This is a genomic window from Citrobacter sp. RHB20-C16, assembly GCF_013890155.1.
GTDB lineage: Bacteria > Pseudomonadota > Gammaproteobacteria > Enterobacterales > Enterobacteriaceae > Citrobacter_A > Citrobacter_A amalonaticus.
This window is the reverse complement of record NZ_CP057630.1, coordinates 2,820,714-2,837,400: the sequence shown is the minus strand read 5'-3', so window position 1 is coordinate 2,837,400 and position 16,687 is coordinate 2,820,714. Positions and strand designations below refer to the sequence as shown.

At 53.0% G+C, this 16,687-nt stretch carries 17 protein-coding genes; 10 read left to right on the top strand and 7 right to left on the bottom strand.

Annotated elements, in window-relative coordinates; all coding sequences use genetic code 11:
• The first annotated feature begins 2 nt into the window (after positions 1 to 2).
• The 3 genes from copD to pphA all read left to right on the top strand — a co-directional run bounded on the left by copD (position 3) and on the right by pphA (position 2,301).
• Positions 3 to 875, top strand: coding sequence for a copper homeostasis membrane protein CopD (gene copD / locus HVX64_RS13580; protein WP_044257640.1), 873 nt, complete (start codon positions 3 to 5; stop codon positions 873 to 875).
• A gap of 16 nt (positions 876 to 891) precedes the next feature.
• A complete protein-coding gene (locus HVX64_RS13575; protein WP_043000379.1) occupies positions 892 to 1,230 on the top strand; it encodes a YebY family protein in 339 nt (112 codons plus the stop codon).
• Positions 1,231 to 1,638: 408 nt separating this feature from the next.
• Positions 1,639 to 2,301, top strand: coding sequence for a protein-serine/threonine phosphatase (gene pphA / locus HVX64_RS13570; protein WP_043000390.1), 663 nt, complete (start codon positions 1,639 to 1,641; stop codon positions 2,299 to 2,301).
• Here pphA and HVX64_RS13565 read toward each other — a convergent pair whose 3' ends face one another.
• The 5 genes from HVX64_RS13565 to yebS form a co-directional block, all read right to left on the bottom strand.
• Complete coding sequence (locus HVX64_RS13565; protein WP_043000391.1) at positions 2,302 to 2,493, bottom strand: YebW family protein; 192 nt, start codon at positions 2,491 to 2,493, stop codon at positions 2,302 to 2,304.
• A 101-nt stretch (positions 2,494 to 2,594) separates the two neighbouring features.
• Positions 2,595 to 2,831 (bottom strand): YebV family protein, encoded by a 237-nt coding sequence (locus HVX64_RS13560; protein WP_161215572.1) that lies wholly within the window; start codon positions 2,829 to 2,831, stop codon positions 2,595 to 2,597.
• A 114-nt stretch (positions 2,832 to 2,945) separates the two neighbouring features.
• Positions 2,946 to 4,385 (bottom strand): 16S rRNA (cytosine(1407)-C(5))-methyltransferase RsmF, encoded by a 1,440-nt coding sequence (gene rsmF / locus HVX64_RS13555; protein WP_220186612.1) that lies wholly within the window; start codon positions 4,383 to 4,385, stop codon positions 2,946 to 2,948.
• Positions 4,386 to 4,462: 77 nt separating this feature from the next.
• Positions 4,463 to 7,096: a PqiB family protein gene (locus HVX64_RS13550; RefSeq protein WP_043000394.1), complete on the bottom strand. Its 2,634-nt coding sequence runs from the start codon at positions 7,094 to 7,096 to the stop codon at positions 4,463 to 4,465.
• Positions 7,065 to 8,348 (bottom strand): membrane integrity lipid transport subunit YebS, encoded by a 1,284-nt coding sequence (gene yebS, locus HVX64_RS13545; protein ID WP_043000395.1) that lies wholly within the window; start codon positions 8,346 to 8,348, stop codon positions 7,065 to 7,067. The genes HVX64_RS13550 and yebS overlap by 32 nt, the downstream gene beginning before the upstream one ends.
• Before the next feature lie 130 nt (positions 8,349 to 8,478).
• Between yebS and HVX64_RS13540 the strand changes: the two genes are divergently transcribed.
• From HVX64_RS13540 to htpX, 4 genes are all read left to right on the top strand, one after another.
• The gene (locus HVX64_RS13540) at positions 8,479 to 8,976 is read left to right on the top strand and encodes a GAF domain-containing protein (protein ID WP_043000396.1); all 498 of its coding nucleotides are present in this window, start codon (positions 8,479 to 8,481) and stop codon (positions 8,974 to 8,976) included.
• Between the two features lie 97 nt (positions 8,977 to 9,073).
• Positions 9,074 to 9,760 carry an RNA chaperone ProQ gene (gene proQ / locus HVX64_RS13535; RefSeq protein WP_043000397.1) on the top strand — a complete coding sequence of 229 codons (687 nt, stop codon included), beginning with the start codon at positions 9,074 to 9,076 and terminating at the stop codon, positions 9,758 to 9,760.
• Between the two features lie 19 nt (positions 9,761 to 9,779).
• A complete protein-coding gene (gene prc, locus HVX64_RS13530) occupies positions 9,780 to 11,828 on the top strand; it encodes a carboxy terminal-processing peptidase (RefSeq protein WP_043000398.1) in 2,049 nt (682 codons plus the stop codon).
• A gap of 192 nt (positions 11,829 to 12,020) precedes the next feature.
• Positions 12,021 to 12,902 (top strand): protease HtpX, encoded by an 882-nt coding sequence (gene htpX / locus HVX64_RS13525; protein ID WP_042318474.1) that lies wholly within the window; start codon positions 12,021 to 12,023, stop codon positions 12,900 to 12,902.
• A 45-nt stretch (positions 12,903 to 12,947) separates the two neighbouring features.
• Here the strand turns inward: htpX and HVX64_RS13520 are convergent, their stop codons facing one another.
• The gene (locus HVX64_RS13520) at positions 12,948 to 14,321 is read right to left on the bottom strand and encodes an MFS transporter (protein ID WP_044257641.1); all 1,374 of its coding nucleotides are present in this window, start codon (positions 14,319 to 14,321) and stop codon (positions 12,948 to 12,950) included.
• A 176-nt stretch (positions 14,322 to 14,497) separates the two neighbouring features.
• On the opposite strand from HVX64_RS13520, the gene kdgR reads away from it, so the two are divergent.
• On the top strand, positions 14,498 to 15,289 hold the full coding sequence (gene kdgR, locus HVX64_RS13515) for a DNA-binding transcriptional regulator KdgR (protein WP_043000400.1): 792 nt from the start codon (positions 14,498 to 14,500) through the stop codon (positions 15,287 to 15,289).
• Between the two features lie 111 nt (positions 15,290 to 15,400).
• Here the strand turns inward: kdgR and HVX64_RS13510 are convergent, their stop codons facing one another.
• A complete protein-coding gene (locus tag HVX64_RS13510) occupies positions 15,401 to 15,640 on the bottom strand; it encodes a YobH family protein (RefSeq protein WP_043001907.1) in 240 nt (79 codons plus the stop codon).
• 160 nt (positions 15,641 to 15,800) lie between these two features.
• Here HVX64_RS13510 and mgrB point away from each other — a divergent pair, with 160 nt between their 5' ends.
• Positions 15,801 to 15,944: a PhoP/PhoQ regulator MgrB gene (mgrB, locus tag HVX64_RS13505; protein WP_042318479.1), complete on the top strand. Its 144-nt coding sequence runs from the start codon at positions 15,801 to 15,803 to the stop codon at positions 15,942 to 15,944.
• A gap of 74 nt (positions 15,945 to 16,018) precedes the next feature.
• Positions 16,019 to 16,306: a YebO family protein gene (locus HVX64_RS13500; protein WP_044257642.1), complete on the top strand. Its 288-nt coding sequence runs from the start codon at positions 16,019 to 16,021 to the stop codon at positions 16,304 to 16,306.
• The last annotated feature ends 381 nt before the right edge of the window (positions 16,307 to 16,687 follow it).

Below are 16,687 nucleotides of genomic sequence, written 5' to 3'. Positions count from 1 at the left end.
ACATGCTGACGCTGACGTGGGTTGTTCTCCGCTTCATCCATTTTACCGCCCTGATGCTGGTGTTTGGCTCTGCGCTCTACAGCGCATGGCTTGCGCCGGCATCGATCCGCCGTCTGATGAGCAGACGCTTCCTGCGCCTGCAACAACATGCTGCGTTATGGAGTTTTGTGAGTGCATTACTGATGCTGGCGATCCAGGCGGGGCTTATGGGCTCTGGCTGGCAGGATGTTATCTCCGTGTCTGTCTGGGGCGCGGTATTGCAAACTCAGTTTGGCGGTGTGTGGCTCTGGCAAATCGTTCTGGCGCTGGTTACGTTGGTTGTCGCGTTGATTGTGCCGCGTGATTTAGCGCGACTATTACTGCTCTTAACTCTCGCACAGTTTGCCCTGCTGACGGGGATTGGGCATGCCACACTGCACTCGGGGGTTATTGGTGCGCTCCAGCAGACAAACCATGCAATGCATCTGATTTGCGCTGCAACCTGGTTTGGAGGACTGCTACCGGTGATTTATTGCATGCACATGGCAAAAGGACGCTGGCAACAGCAGGCGGTTTACACCATGATGCGTTTTTCCCGCTATGGGCATCTTGCCGTGGCGGGCGTATTACTCACCGGTATCACCAATCTGCTGTTTATTCAGGGTTTTTCCCTGCCATGGCAGACCGCCTGGGGGCAACTGCTTTTGCTAAAATGTGCACTTGTCCTGCTAATGGTGGCAATCGCACTGGCGAATCGGTATCTTCTCGTACCACGAATGCGGCAGGATAGTCGACGCATCAATCGGTGTTTTATTTGGATGACGAAGATCGAATGGGGAGTTGGCGCCGTCGTGCTGGCAATCGTCAGTGTGTTTGCGACGCTGGAACCGTTCTGAAGGACAGGCAAAATTCATGAAAAAAGTGATTCTCTCTTTGCTGCTTCTGACTAGCTCAGGGGTTGCGCTGGCGGCACCGCAGGTCATCACCGTAAGCCGTTTTGAAATCGGTAAAGATAAATGGGCGTTCAATCGTGAAGAGGTGATGCTGACCTGTCGGCCAGGAAACGCGCTGTATGTGATTAACCCCAGCACGCTTGTTCAGTATCCGTTAAACGATGTTGCACAAGAGCAGGTGGCGAGCGGTAAAACAAATGCGCAGCCCCTGTCGGTGATTCAGATTGACGATCCGGCAAAACCGGGTGAAAAAATGAGTCTGGCACCGTTTATCGAACGAGCGGAAAAGCTCTGTTAGTTACCAAAAGTATCTTTCTGATTTCCAATAAAAAACCGCAAGCCTTTTGTAAAGCGTCTTGCGGTTTTTACATTTCAGCCAGTGATCAGCGCCGTTTTTTTCCAGCCGTGCAAGCCGCAGACTGGAAAACCTGGCGTCGTCATCTATTCTTAAAAGGCAAGGCGACTTAGCCTGCATTAATGCCAACTTTTAGCGCACGGCTCTCTCCCAAGAGCCATTTCCCTGGACCGAATACAGGAATCGTATTCGGTCTCTTTTTATCTATAGAACGGGTGCTTTTCCTGAGCCTAATGGCATTTCGCACTTATCATTCTGAGTAAACCATACCCACACCCGGGCATAAACGTCCAGCGTTTTTTGCTGCTATTGTTAAATTTGTGTTAGGGCGTGACTGAGGACAAAACTCTCATGAAACAGCCTGAAAAAAGCTACCAAATGATCGAAGGGGCACAGTGGCGACACATCTGGGTGGTCGGGGATATCCACGGCTGTTTTGCGCTGCTGATGGCAAAGCTGCGGGCCTGTCGCTTTGATCCCTGGCAAGATTTACTGGTCTCTGTGGGCGATCTCATCGATCGCGGTCCTGACAGTTTGCGCTGCCTGCAGTTGCTGCATAAGCGCTGGATGGTGGCAGTCAGAGGGAACCATGAACAGATGGCGATAGATGCATTGCGTACGTCACAGTGGTCGTTGTGGACGATGAATGGTGGCGGCTGGTTTACGGCGTTGCCTGAGCAGAAACGGCATCATGCAACGCTGGCACTGGAATACTGCCAGCATCTGCCGTGGATCCTGGAATTGCATTGCCGCGAGGCGACCCATGTGGTCGCCCACGCCGATTACCCGGAAGATATTTATCAGTGGCAAAAGCCGGTTAACCTTACGGAGGTGTTGTGGCGACGCGCGCGACTGAGTGCGCATCTGGCAGGAGAAGGGACAGCTATCGCCGGCGCTGACCATTTCTGGTTTGGCCATACGCCGTTGCGTCAACGTGTAGACAGCGACAATCTGCACTACATCGATACGGGAGCGGTATTCGGCGGCGAGTTAACGCTGGTACAACTACAGTAATTAAAAGTCGCTGTATTGCTGGGCGGGCGCCCAGAATCCATCGATAAAATCCTCAACCGGAAAGCAGCCGCCCTGACGAATCCGTTGATCGTCCATATAATACAGGCACTGCCGCTCTGTATCGTAAACATCCACTACGATATCTTCGCAACCACCATCCAGATAACAGACAAACAGAACCAGTGCGAACATCCTATCCTCATTTTGTACAGCCATAACAAAAGTGTAGGAGGAATTAACGCAAGCGGGAAGGGGGAAATAAATAACCCGCCGGCAGACGGGTTCTTTTTGAATCAGGCAAGACGCATGATCCAGGCATCAGACTTACGATCGTAGTGTTTACGGAAAAGAACCGAATGTTCGCCATTCAGTAGGGCCGGAACGCTGGTTTCGTCGTCCCAGGCATCCAGTTGCATGCATAAATCCGGATCAGATTTACACGGAATGGTTAACGTTCGGTCTCCCGGTGACTCGCCGTGTAACTCGGCATCGTCAATTTCAAAGGCGCCAATGCGCACACTGGTTTTCATCATCGTGCTCTCCGTTAATTCGCTGATTGTGGTACGACCAGTTAGGCCGTCCATTTTTCAGCGTAGTCAACGCAGGCAAAAGCGCCAGTCAAAAAATGCGCAAATTTTCTGATTTCAGACATTACCGGTAAACAATTTGCCATCACGAACCAGTTCACGCGGGTAACTGTTTTTCAGGCGCGAGCCGATCCGTTTGGCAAGGCCAATCGGCTGATGCTGGAAGGTCACCAGCACATCGTCAGTGGTGGGGACGGTCTGCGGGTAGACATCGCGACCGCGATACCACTCTTCGGCTTCCTGCTGAGACAGTTCAAACGCACAACGATGATTGACATCAGCCAGCGCGATGACCGCTTCGTGCTGCCAGCGATAACCTTTATTATGCGTTTCAGCCAGCTTAATGCCGAGCCGGGAGAAACGGACTTTGCCGATCAGCGGTTCTATCTCCGCCGGGAAAAGCCAGACCTCTTTATCACGCTGCCAGAGGTGCAGGTTTTCGCCCCAGTGCAGACTGAGGGCATTAGCTGCCTGGGTCAGATTCGCGGCTTCGCGACCTTTGACGGGGGTGAAGGGGAAGGTGCCCACTTTGTACTTCGGTGCTGGCAGTGCGGGAATGGAGGCCGTTTTACGCAGGCGGGCGACGAAGAATCCTTCGCAGTCATAAATCTGCGGGAACACATGCAAGAAACCTTCTGCCGTCAGCGCCTGATTCGCCTCAGGAAAAAGATCGCCCAACGGTAAAAATTCCACTGCCTCCGGCCAGGTCTCTTTCAGCCAGGCCAGCACCGACTCGTTTTCTTCACGATTCAACGTACAGGTTGAATAGACCAGCGTACCGCCAGGGCGCAGGACGTGAAACGCACTTTCGATCAGTTCGCGCTGGGTTGCGGCAATCTCAAGATTGCTCTCAACGGACCAGTTTTTTAGCGCATCCGGATCCTTACGCACCACACCTTCACCCGAGCAAGGTGCATCAAGCAAAATCGCATCGAACATTTCCGGCAGCGCTGCACCAAATACGCGGCCGTCAAAATGGGTCAGTGCCACGTTACTGATCCCACAGCGACTGATATTGGCATGCAGCACTTTCACCCGACTGGCTGAGTATTCGTTCGCGAGGATCGCGCCCTGATTACCCATGCGCGCAGCGATTTGCGTGGTTTTTGAGCCAGGCGCGGCAGCAACGTCCATCACGCGTTTGGGGGAATTATCGTCGGCAAACAGGGCGGCAACCGGCAACATGGAACTGGCTTCCTGAATATAAAACAGACCGCTCAGATGCTCGGCGGTACTGCCGAGCGGCAGCGCATCTTCATCCTCACGCTCAATCCAGAAACCTTCTTCGCACCAGGGAACGGGCGTCAACGACCAGCCATACGGGGCGGTTAAGGTGAGAAAATCGGCCACAGAAATCTTAAGCGTATTCACGCGGATGCTGCGGCGTAATGGGCGCTGGCAAGCGGCGAGAAAATCGTCAAAAGAGAGGTGCGCAGGCATTGCCTCGCGCATTTGCGTTAAAAAGGCGTCAGGAAAATAAACAGCGTGTTGAGTCACGGGGGAGTACCACCGGCAGAAAAACAAGCGCGCAGTGTAGCATAAAGGCTCCGGCGCGAGCACGCCGGAGCCGGATATTAACGTGGCAGCGCGGTGCCCCATTCACGCCACTCTTTCGGTTCACTTTCCAGCAGCAGGAAGTGTTTACCCGCCTGCGCTTTCGGCGCCAGCGGAGTGCCAGGGGGCGTGGCGAAGGCGATGCCGCCGCGAATGAACTGATTAAAGGTACCGGTCTTCACTACGCCGCCCGTCAGGCCGAAGTCCAGACTGTAACCGGACGCCAGCCAGAAGACAGAGTTGTTGCGGACCAGGTGCTGGTAGCGTTGACTGATGCGCAAGGCGATCATCACGCGGTCAGACAGGGTGCCGAGCGTCATGCCGGTGACAGTACCAACTTCAATCCCGCGGAACAGTACCGGCGTACCGATCGCCAGCGAGCCCGCTTCGGGAACTTCGAGCACAATACTCAGCCCGTCAAGGTAGCGTGAGTCGGTAATGGTCGCTTCTTGCAGTTCAAAGTCACGGCGCGGATTACCCCGACCCGGCTCGACGTTGATGTAGGGTTGCAGGATCGTGTCGAGATGTTCCACGCCAGCGGCCGAGATTTGCGGCGTAATCACAGAGAAGCGCGTCCCGCCACGGGCGAAGGTCTGCACATATTCCGGATACAATACCGCCTTCGCCTGTACCTCGTTGCGCGAAGTGAGCAGCTCAAGCGTCTGGATCTGTCCGATATCAATACCGAGGTAGCGAATGGGCATTCCTGCCGCCAGTTTCCCGGCATCAAAGGCGTGAAGGGTAATCTGCCCGCCAACCGCACGTGCGGCGGTTTCGGAAGCATACAAAATGCGCTTGTCGCCTTTGCGCTGGCTGGCGCTGGCGCCGCTGAGGTTATCAAAGCTGATCGCCCCCTTCAGCGCACGCGACAGGGGAGAGGCCTGCACGGTCAACCCGCTGCCGTTGAGCTGCACTTTAGCGCCACCTTCGGCCCAGAAGACGCTATTGCTGGTCAGCAGGTTGCGGTACTCCGGTTTGATGTGCAGATCGATATCAAAGGCGTCGGCGCGCGGGCGTACGGTAATCACTTCACCCACTTCAAATTTACGATACAGCACCACGGAGCCGGCCTGCACGTCCGGCAATGTTTCTGCTCGCAGGCTCAGGGTAGTGGTCGGCAGATCGCTCAGGCTATTCTCTACCGCTTTTTCCAGGTTGGCATACAGCGGATAGCTTGATTTCATTTCCCCTTTGCTGCCGGGCAATATGCGAATACCGCCACTGATCCATTCGCTGGCGCTGGCACCGAGGAACTCCACGCCATCCAGACCTACTTTGACATCCACGCGGCTGTTGACCACGAATTTGCTGTCACCCTGGACCAGGCCACGATGTTGCGGATCGACCGCCACAATAAACTCGACCCCTTTGCTGGTCAGCTTACGTTCGATCACCTGGCCCACCTGGACGCCGTGAAGGATCAGCGGTTGACCTGCATCGATACCGTAGCTTTCGGGCGCGGTCAGGGTAAAGGTCAGGACGTCCGGTTCGTGGAGCAGTGCTTTTTCACCGGGGACGACCACGAACTCGCTGCGCGGTTCACCGGTGCCGGGCACCAGTTCAAAGGTTTTACCCGTCAGTAACGAACTGATATTAGCGTCACTGAGAGAAAGTTTGGGACTGCGCAATTCAATGCGCGTGCCGTCACGTAACAGTGCTACGACGCTGGGGTCAACGGTCATTTCACCGGTGACTTTGCCACCGGATTGTAAATCCAGTTTTGTGAGCTGGCCGACTTCGAGCCCCTGATACATCAGGGGAGTAGAATCAGCCTTCAGTCCTTCGCCGCTCGGCAGTTCAAGTTTAATAATGACGCCGCGCTGACTGTGGGCCAGATCTTTATACAGGCCGAAGGTATCATCTTGCTCTGCCGTTTTTGAATCATCGGGTGAGTCAAAGGCGATTGCACCATTCACCAGGGCCGCCAGACTTTCCAGTTTAACCTTCGCACCACTCAGGCTGACGTCAGCATCCACGCCGGAAACGTTCCAGAAGCGACTGCCTTTTTTCACCAGATTGGTAAAGCGGCGTTCAACCAGCACGTCGATGGTGACGCCCTGTTTGTTCGGGTTAATGCTGTAGTCGTAGACTTTACCGACCGGGATTTTGCGGAAATAAACCAGCGAGCCGCTGTTCAACGAACCGAGGTCGGGCGCGTTGAGATGAATCATCAGATCGCCGTTATCCAGCCGATATTTCGGCTGGGTGTCGAGGGCGACGAAATGATCTTGCTCTTTACCTTTACCGGGCATCATGCCGATATAGTTGCCGCCGACCAGCGCATCGAGGCCAGAGACGCCTGCGAGCGACGCTTTAGGCGTCACCAGCCAGAACTGCGTCTCTTCGCGTAGCGCGTCTTTCATGTCGGACTTGATGCTGACCCGCACCTCAATTTTGCGTAAATCCTTGCTCAGGCTGATGTCCTGAACCGTACCCACCTCAACGCCCTGATAGCGAACAGGCGTACGGCCCGGGACAATGCCATCCGCAGACATGAAGTCGATGGTCACAGTGTTACCGCGATCTTCATAGCTATTCCATATCAGCCATCCCGCAATCATTAATGCGATCAGCGGGAGTAGCCAGAATGGTGAGATACGGCGTTTCGTTTTAATCTGCGCTTCAGTCTGCGAAGCGGGCGTTTCCTGACTCATGTGCATCCCAAAGTAAGCGGCTGTCCAGCCATTCCACTGCAAGAATAGTCAAAATGACCGCTGAGCCGAAATAAAACGCAGCCGGTCCCATAGTAAAAGCAAGAATCTGGTCGCGGTTAATCAGCGACATGGTTAAAGCGATAACAAAAAGATCCAGCATCGACCAGCGACCGATCCACGTGACCAGACGCAAGAGTTGCATTCGCGTGCGTAAACCCTGTTCGCATTTGAACTGAATGCTGAGTAGCAGCGTAAACATGACGATCACTTTAGTGAATGGCACCAGAATACTGGCGATAAAGACCACGGCGGCCACGGCGACATTGCTGTTCGCCAGCGACAGGATACCGGACATGATCGTATCTTCCTGTCGTCCGCCGTTCACGTAGATAACCGAGATAGGCAGAAGGTTAGCAGGCAGCAGCAAAACAATCGATGCCAACAATGCCGCCCAGCATTTTTGGATGCTCTGGTTTCGGCGCTCGCGTAAAGGAATATGGCAGCGCGGGCAGCGGCCACGCGGGTCCGGATAGCCGGTAAAATGGCAGCCGAGACAAACGCGCAACTGCTCATCCGGACGCTTTGCCGGTCTCTGCGGATAAAAACGTTCCCACAGTTGTTCGATGTTCAGGTGCGACAGCGTCAGGATGCTCAGGACCACCAGCGCAATAAAGGCGTAAAGTCCTACGCCCGGCTGCAAAAAAGCGTAATCCTGAACTTTGATCGATGCCACACCAATGCCCACCAGATAGATGTCCAGCATCACCCACTCTTTAAGCCTTTCCAGCATTAGCAGCACCGGGCGCAAATTCATACCGAGAATATTGCCGAACCACAGATACGCAATTGCGGTGACGAGGATCAGCGGCGCGCCCGCGACACAAAACAGCACCATCGCCGCGGTAATGGGATCGCCTTGCTTTGTCATCTGCCAGATCCCCTGCATCACATTGGCATCAATACGGATGCCCAGCAGATAGATGTGCAGCAGCGGCTCGCCCCAGGCGAAGGGCATCAGCAACAGCATGGTGACCGCCATCGCGCCCAGCCGCGTCAGCGACCAGTCGCGGCCATCACGAATTTTCGCCTGGCAGCGGGGACAGTATGCGCTCTGGTGAGAACGCATCTTCGGCAGACTAAACAGCAAATCGCACTGAGGGCAACGCTGATAGTGCGCACGAGGCAGTGCTTCGCTGATGGATCGGATCGCTATTTTTTTTGTCGGCGTGATCTGGGGTGTCTTGAGAGCCATGTATCGCGAATCAAAGTGTTAGATTTATGTAATCTTAACTCATGACGGGAATGATCTTGAGCATTAACGCATTTAATGCTTATTTTAATAGGCTGGCAGTATCAGAGTAAGACAACTAAGTGATTATATAATGAACAAGACAGAGCTATACGCGGAACTGAACCGCGATTTCCAGGCATTAATGGCAGGAGAGACCAGTTTTCTGGCCACGCTGGCGAACACCAGCGCACTGTTATACGAACGTCTTTCGCAAGTGAACTGGGCGGGGTTTTACCTGCTTGAGGGCGATACGCTGGTATTAGGTCCGTTTCAGGGCAAAATTGCCTGTGTACGAATCCCGGTGGGTCGCGGTGTGTGCGGCGCAGCCGTTGCCCACAACCAGGTGCAGCGGGTTGACGACGTTCACGCCTTTGATGGTCACATCGCCTGCGATGCGGCCAGTAATGCGGAAATTGTCCTGCCATTAACCGTCAATGGTCATATTATTGGCGTGCTGGACATCGACAGTACGGCGTTTGGGCGCTTCACCGCTGAGGATGAAGAGGGGCTTCGCCGGCTCGTTGCGCAGCTTGAAACCGTGCTTGCAATGACGGATTACAAAAAATTCTTTGCGAGCGTCGCAGGATAATCAACGGATAACGTAGCAATTACTGATGGCGTCATTATAATGACGCCTGTTCATGCCTGCTGCTTGTTGGCTACGTCCGTTGTAATCAGGAAATTTCATGGAAAATCAACCTAAGTTGAATAGCAGTAAAGAAGTCATCGCGTTTTTGGCCGAGCGTTTTCCGCAGTGTTTTAGTGCGGAAGGCGAAGCGCGCCCACTGAAAATTGGCATTTTTCAGGATCTGGTAGAGCGTATTGAGGGCGAAATGAACCTCAGCAAAACGCAACTTCGTTCCGCTTTACGTCTTTATACTTCAAGCTGGCGTTATCTGTACGGCGTTAAGCCGGGCGCAACGCGTGTCGATCTCGACGGCAACCCGTGCGGTGAGCTGGATGAGCAGCACGTTGAACATGCGCGTAAGCAGCTTGAAGAAGCGAAAGCTCGCGTTCAGGCGCAGCGTGCAGAACAGCAAGCGAAAAAACGTGAAGCTGCCGCTGCTGCAGGGGAAACTGAAGACGCCCCGCGTCGTGAACGTAAGCCGCGTCCTGCACCACGCCGCAAAGAAGCGACTGAGCGTAAACCGCGTGCTGAAAAACCTGCCGCGAAAGCGCCTCGCGCACCTCGTGAAGAGAAATTGACTCCGGTTTCGGATATTTCAGCGCTGAGCGTTGGACAGTCTCTGAAGGTGAAAGCGGGCAACGATGCGATGGATGCCACCGTATTAGAAATCACCAAAGATGGCGTCCGTGTACAGCTGAATTCGGGTATGTCTTTGATTGTACGCGCAGAACACCTGGTGTTCTGAAACGGAGGCCAGGCCTGGCATGAACACATTTTTTAGGCTTACCGCGTTAGCTGGCCTGCTTGCAATAGCAGGCCAGACCTTCGCAGTGGACGACATTACGCGTGCCGATCAGATTCCTGTTCTTAAGGAAGAAACCCAGCACGCGACGGTGAGTGAACGCGTCACGTCGCGTTTTACGCGTTCTCACTACCGTCAGTTCGATCTCGATTCGGCCTTTTCCGCCAAAATTTTCGACCGCTATCTGAATTTACTCGACTACAGCCACAACGTGCTGTTGGCGGGTGATGTCGAACAGTTTGCGAAGAAGAAAGGGCAACTGGGTGACGAATTGCGTTCGGGTAAGCTCGACGTTTTTTACGATCTCTATAATCTGGCGCAAAAACGCCGCTTCGAGCGTTTTCAGTACGCACTGAAAGTGCTGGAACGTCCGATGGACTTCACCGGGACTGACACCTTCAATCTCGATCGCAGCAAAGCACCCTGGCCAAAAGATGAGGCTGAGCTGAATGCGCTGTGGGACGGCAAGGTGAAGTTCGATGAGTTAAGTCTGAAACTGACCGGCAAAGACGATAAAGAAATTCGTGAGACGCTGACGCGTCGTTATAAATCCGCGATCCGTCGTCTGACGCAAACCAACAGTGAAGATGTCTTCTCACTGGCGATGACCGCGTTTGCGCGGGAAATCGATCCGCATACCAACTATCTCTCGCCACGCAATACCGAGCAGTTTAATACCGAGATGAGCCTGTCCCTTGAAGGGATTGGTGCCGTGCTGCAAATGGACGATGACTATACGGTCATTAACTCCATGGTGGCTGGCGGTCCGGCGGCGAAGAGCAAGGCGATTAGCGTCGGCGATCGCATTGTTGGTGTGGGTCAGACCGGTAAGAGCATGGTCGATGTGATCGGCTGGCGCCTGGATGATGTGGTTGCGCTTATCAAAGGGCCAAAAGGCAGCAAGGTTCGTCTTGAAGTTCTGCCTGCCGGCAAAGGCACAAAAACCCGTATTGTCACACTGACGCGTGAGCGTATCCGTCTGGAAGACCGTGCCGTTAAAATGTCTGTGAAGACGGTAGGTAAAGAGAAAGTCGGCGTACTGGATATCCCGGGCTTCTACGTTGGCCTGACTGACGATGTCAAAGTTCAGTTGCAGAAACTGGAAAAACAGAACGTCAGCAGCATCGTCATCGATCTGCGGACCAACGGCGGCGGGGCGCTGACGGAGGCTGTTTCGCTGTCCGGTCTGTTTATTCCTTCCGGTCCGGTGGTTCAGGTTCGTGACAACAACGGTAAAGTCCGTGAGGACAGCGATACCGATGGTGTTGTGTATTACAAAGGCCCGCTGGTGGTTCTGGTCGATCGCTTCAGCGCGTCGGCATCGGAAATTTTCGCCGCGGCCATGCAGGATTACGGTCGTGCGCTGATTGTTGGTGAGCCGACTTTCGGTAAAGGTACCGTGCAGCAGTATCGTTCGCTGAATCGTATTTACGATCAGATGCTGCGTCCAGAATGGCCCGCACTGGGCTCCGTTCAGTACACGATCCAGAAGTTCTATCGTGTGAATGGCGGCAGTACTCAGCGTAAAGGCGTCACGCCGGATATCATCATGCCGACGGGGAATGAAGAGACCGAAACCGGTGAGAAATTTGAAGATAATGCGTTGCCGTGGGATAGCATCGATGCCGCAACGTATGTGAAATCAGACGATCTGACGCCGTTCGGCCCTGAATTACTCAAAGATCATAACGCGCGTATCGCGCAGGATCCTGAGTTCCAGTACATCATGAAGGATATCGCCCGTTTCAATGCGATGAAGGATAAACGCAACATCGTATCTCTGAATTACGCACAACGTGAAAAAGAGAATAACGAAGATGATGCGCTGCGCCTGGCGCGAATCAATGACCGGTTTAAACGAGAAGGAAAACCGGTTCTGAAGAAACTGGACGACCTGCCAAAAGATTACCAGGAACCGGATCCGTATCTTGATGAAACAGTGAAGATTGCGCTGGATCTGGCGACGCTCGAGAAAGCGAAGCCCGCGGTACAACCGACCGCAACGAAATAACCTCATACAGGCACAAGAAATTGTGCCTGTTTTTTTAACAAGCGCATGAAGTCGTCAGCCTGATGCAGAAAAATGTAAAGTTGTGTCTTTCTGGTGACTTACCGGGCATTGATGCTTGAAAATAGCCGTACGACCCATACGATGTGGGTAATCGCATAGTGCGTTTTGTTAAGTTGAGGTTAAAAGAAAATTATGATGCGAATCGCGCTTTTCCTGTTGACGAACCTGGCCGTCATGGTCGTTTTCGGGCTGGTGCTGAGCCTGACAGGGATTCAGTCGAGCAGCGTTCAGGGCCTGATGATTATGGCGCTGCTGTTCGGTTTCGGTGGTTCCTTCGTTTCACTGCTGATGTCAAAGTGGATGGCCTTACGCTCCGTCGGTGGGGAAGTGATCGAGCAACCGCGTAACGAAAGAGAGCGTTGGTTGATGAATACGGTCGCCACGCAGGCGCGTCAGGCCGGTATCGCCATGCCGCAGGTCGCTATCTACCATGCGCCGGACATTAACGCGTTTGCCACCGGGGCGCGCCGTGATGCCTCTCTGGTTGCGGTCAGTACCGGTCTGCTGCAAAACATGAGCCCGGATGAAGCTGAAGCCGTTATTGCTCACGAAATTAGCCATATCGCGAACGGTGACATGGTTACCATGACGCTGATCCAGGGGGTTGTGAACACCTTTGTTATCTTCATCTCGCGCATTCTGGCGCAGATCGCCGCTGGTTTTCTCGGTGGTAACCGTGATGAAGGCGAAGGCAGCAATGGCAACCCGATGATCTACTTTGCGGTCGCAATGGTACTGGAACTGGTGTTCGGTATTCTGGCGAGCATCATTACCATGTGGTTCTCTCGTCACCGTGAATTCCACGCTGATGCGGGGTCCGCCAAACTGGTCGGCCGTGAAAAGATGATTGCTGCGCTGCAGCGTCTGAAAACCAGCTACGAACCGCAGGAAGCATCCAGCATGATGGCCTTCTGTATCAATGGTAAAGGTAAATCGCTGAGCGAACTGTTTATGACTCACCCGCCGCTGGATAAACGTATCGAAGCGCTGCGCAGTGGGGAATACCTGAAGTAAGCCTGTCGGTAAGAAGAGAAAGCGCGTCCATGGACGCGCTTTTTTTTACGCCTGTGCCCGGGGCTGTGTGATGCGTAGACCGCTCACCACCGCTGCCACGGTCGCCAGAATCCCTGCCATCAGTAAAGAAACATGCGTGCCGTTATCTCCGAACTGGTTCAACAACAGCGCAACCAACGCCGCACCTGAGCTTTGTCCTAACAGACGGGCGGTGCCCAGCATGCCGCTGGCGCCGCCGCTGCGTTCACGTGGCGCAGAGGTGATGATCGTGTGGTTATTGGGGGATTGAAATAAACCAAACCCGGCACCGCAGAGAATCATCGGCCAGATGATATTCAGATCGGACGGCACGGCAGGAAGTAATACCAGGGCAAACAGTCCACTTGCCATCACCAGCAGGCCCAGCGCGCCCAGTAAACCGGCATGGACGCGTTCAATCAGATACCCGGCCAGCGGCGCCATGACCATCGTTGCCAGCGGCCAGGGGGTGAGCAACAAACCGGTTTCTACTTCACTCCGCCCCAGTACCGTTTGCAGATAGAAGGGCAGGGAGACCATCGCCAACATCTGCGCGCAGAAAGAGCAGATTGAGGTGCCAATCGACAGTGAAAAAAGAGGAATACGCAGCAGGTCGACCGGCAATAATGGTACCGGTAATGAAAGCTGACGACGGATAAAGAAATAGCCCACCACCATCATTGCCGCCACTTCGGCCCCGATCAGCGTCATGGGTTGTCCCTGTGCAAAACCACTCAGTGCGGTGATCAACAGACCAAACGTCAGCGCATTCATCACGGCGCTGGGGAGGTCAAAACGCGGTTTATTGCTGCGTGAGCCATTAGGCGGCAGAAAGCGCATTGCCAGGATCAACGCAATAATCCCTAACGGCACATTGATCAGAAACAGCCATTTCCACGAGGCAATTGAGAGGATGGCGGCCGCGATGGTTGGGCCTGCGGCCGCAGAGACGGCAACGATAAAGGAGTTGATACCCATCCCGCGACCCAGATGGCGCTGAGGATAAATCAGACGAATCAACGCCGTGTTGACGCTCATCAGCGCCGCGCCGCCGAAACCCTGAACGACGCGCGCCATCGTCAACATTTGTAGCGAGTCCGCGAGAGCGCAAAACAGTGAGGCCAGCAGAAAAACCACTAGTCCGCATTTGTAGATGCGTCGATAGCCAAACATATCGCCGAGAAACGACAGCGACAGTAACGAGACGACAATGGCGATCTGATAGGCGTTGACGACCCATATTGAGCTGGCGGCTGAAGCGTGTAAGTCAGTGGCTATCGTGGGGAGCGCCACGTTGGCAATGGCGCCGTCCAGTACGGCCATCGAAATACCAATAACGATGGTTAAAATAGCACCATATCGCTGTGGAAGCGGCAGGCCGTCGGCCTGGGATTTATTCATGTGATTGATAGTTTTTGCGAAGAATATGATCAGGGTAGTGATTTTAGCATTGATATTCAGGCTTTATATCGCAGATTTGTAACGAAGTAAGCAAAGATGGATTGCGGGGGCCTGGCCATGAAATTATAATAAAAAATCGTTCTGATTTTTATAAAACACTCGTAATGAGGTGATAGATGGCTAACGCAGATCTGGATAAACAGCCTGATTCTGTATCTTCCGTGCTGAAGGTTTTTGGCATTCTGCAGGCGCTGGGTGAAGAGCGCGAAATAGGGATTACCGAGTTATCACAACGCGTCATGATGTCAAAAAGCACCGTTTATCGCTTTTTACAGACCATGAAAACACTGGGATATGTGTCACAGGAAGGTGAATCCGAGAAGTATTCTCTGACGCTGAAACTGTTTGAACTGGGCGCTCGCGCGCTACAGAATGTTGACCTTATCCGCAGTGCGGACATCCAGATGCGTGAACTCTCTCGTCTGACGAAAGAGACGGTGCACCTCGGCGCGCTGGACGAAGACAGCATCGTCTACATTCATAAGATTGATTCGATGTACAACCTGCGCATGTATTCGCGTGTGGGTCGCCGCAACCCGCTTTACAGCACCGCGATTGGTAAAGTGCTGCTGGCCTGGCGCGATCGTGACGAAGTGAAGCAGATTCTGGACGGCGTTGAGTACAAGCGCAGTACCGGGCGCACTATCACCACCACGGAAGCATTGCTGCCGGTGCTGGATAAAGTCCGCGAACAGGGTTATGGCGAAGATAACGAAGAACAAGAAGAAGGTTTACGCTGCATTGGCGTACCGGTATTCGATCGTTTCGGCGTCGTGATTGCGGGGCTGAGTATCTCCTTCCCCACGCTGCGTTTTTCTGAAGAAAAACTGCATGACTACGTTTCGATGCTGCATACCGCGGCGCGTAAAATCTCTGAGCAGATGGGTTACAACGATTATCCGTTCTGACGATGTCATGCTGTCGATAGTAAAGAAACGGCCGGCATTTTCGCCGGCCGCTTTAATCCTGTGACATTCTGCTTAAGCAATACGCCAGGCGCGACTCACGACGATGGGATATTAACCGTTATCGACGACCACGGTACTCTTGCGCAATATCGGACAATCCGTTAATCCGATGATACCGCTATCGGTATGAACATATTGCGCGGTGGCGGTTCCTCGCGCGGTGAGATACTTGCATTGCAACCCCAGCCCGGCAGCATTCTCCTGACTGCCTATCAGCACACCATACCCACTGAGTAATAATCCAATCCATACAAGCGCAAACAACACGATAGCGCGAATAATCAAACGCATTATGACCTCTTTTCTTCTATAAGTTAGATTGAGCTTAGCGCTTACGCTCATTGATACAAGTAAATGATTCTTAAAAAATCGCGAATGTCTGCTGTAGTTAGTCCTGGTTTAAGATACGCATGATAATTTGGTGGCATAAGATGTTGATGCGGAGAGTGGAGTGAAAAAGTTTCGATGGATAATTCTGGTGGTGGTAGTGCTTGTGTGTCTGCTGCTGTGGGCCCAGGTGTTCAACATCATGTGTGACCAGGATGTACAATTTTTCAGCGGAATTTGCGCCATCAATAAATTTATCCCCTGGTGAGATCATTTTTTCATCCGTTGATTTCCTTCCTGTGGCGCGGTGGTAAAATGGCGCGTCTACATTGAGGTGGTGAAATGAACGAAGTCCTGAATTCCGGCGTGCTTAATTTTGCGTCGTTGATTGTATCGGTGGGGGTTCTGGTTATTGGGCTGGTGCTGTGGTTCTTTATCAACCGTGCGAGCTCGCGAACCAATGAGCAGATTGAGCTGCTTGAAGCGTTGTTAGACCAGCAGAAGCGACAAAATGCACTATTGCGTCGTCTCTGTGAAGCGAACGAGCCGGAAAAAGTGGCAGAGGCATCGCCTAAGGCTAATGACCCGCAAGAGGATGAGGATATCATCCGTCTGGTCGCAGAACGTTAATCCTCGTGTAACAGGAAGCGAAGGGGCTGGCGTCTCGCCAGTATTTCCTTCCTGGTTTGTTATCCTGCACCCTATTAGTGCAGTCGCATGCCGCTTCGCTATATCCGTTCCTTCTTGTGTCATTGTGCGAGTTATTGCCAGCACACACGTAATTATATTTTTCCATACGTTAATAATGTGATCTTCCCCGTTTTGTGAGAATGATCGGCTTTATAATAAGCGAAACGTTTCTTTCACTATTTTTGTGCATTGTCATCATTCTTTCATTAAATGAGTGCATAAGAACAGTAGATATCAAGATGGAGCGAAATGTGGCGTTATTATGATATCGGGCCATTTTGCGTTGAAACAAATTATGCATAACAAAGCAGAATTTGTGAT

What these genes read in the sequence shown, in the direction of transcription:
- HVX64_RS13520 (WP_044257641.1), bottom strand. Translation starts at nt 14,321, where the DNA reads ATGAATAAATCCCAGGCCGACGGCCTGCCGCTTCCACAGCGATATGGT.
- HVX64_RS13575 (WP_043000379.1), top strand. Translation starts at nt 892, where the DNA reads ATGAAAAAAGTGATTCTCTCTTTGCTGCTTCTGACTAGCTCAGGGGTT.
- kdgR (WP_043000400.1), top strand. Translation starts at nt 14,498, where the DNA reads ATGGCTAACGCAGATCTGGATAAACAGCCTGATTCTGTATCTTCCGTG.
- HVX64_RS13540 (WP_043000396.1), top strand. Translation starts at nt 8,479, where the DNA reads ATGAACAAGACAGAGCTATACGCGGAACTGAACCGCGATTTCCAGGCA.
- pphA (WP_043000390.1), top strand. Translation starts at nt 1,639, where the DNA reads ATGAAACAGCCTGAAAAAAGCTACCAAATGATCGAAGGGGCACAGTGG.
- yebS (WP_043000395.1), bottom strand. Translation starts at nt 8,348, where the DNA reads ATGGCTCTCAAGACACCCCAGATCACGCCGACAAAAAAAATAGCGATC.
- HVX64_RS13550 (WP_043000394.1), bottom strand. Translation starts at nt 7,096, where the DNA reads ATGAGTCAGGAAACGCCCGCTTCGCAGACTGAAGCGCAGATTAAAACG.
- proQ (WP_043000397.1), top strand. Translation starts at nt 9,074, where the DNA reads ATGGAAAATCAACCTAAGTTGAATAGCAGTAAAGAAGTCATCGCGTTT.
- HVX64_RS13500 (WP_044257642.1), top strand. Translation starts at nt 16,019, where the DNA reads ATGAACGAAGTCCTGAATTCCGGCGTGCTTAATTTTGCGTCGTTGATT.
- copD (WP_044257640.1), top strand. Translation starts at nt 3, where the DNA reads ATGCTGACGCTGACGTGGGTTGTTCTCCGCTTCATCCATTTTACCGCC.
- HVX64_RS13510 (WP_043001907.1), bottom strand. Translation starts at nt 15,640, where the DNA reads ATGCGTTTGATTATTCGCGCTATCGTGTTGTTTGCGCTTGTATGGATT.
- htpX (WP_042318474.1), top strand. Translation starts at nt 12,021, where the DNA reads ATGATGCGAATCGCGCTTTTCCTGTTGACGAACCTGGCCGTCATGGTC.
- prc (WP_043000398.1), top strand. Translation starts at nt 9,780, where the DNA reads ATGAACACATTTTTTAGGCTTACCGCGTTAGCTGGCCTGCTTGCAATA.
- HVX64_RS13560 (WP_161215572.1), bottom strand. Translation starts at nt 2,831, where the DNA reads ATGAAAACCAGTGTGCGCATTGGCGCCTTTGAAATTGACGATGCCGAG.
- HVX64_RS13565 (WP_043000391.1), bottom strand. Translation starts at nt 2,493, where the DNA reads ATGTTCGCACTGGTTCTGTTTGTCTGTTATCTGGATGGTGGTTGCGAA.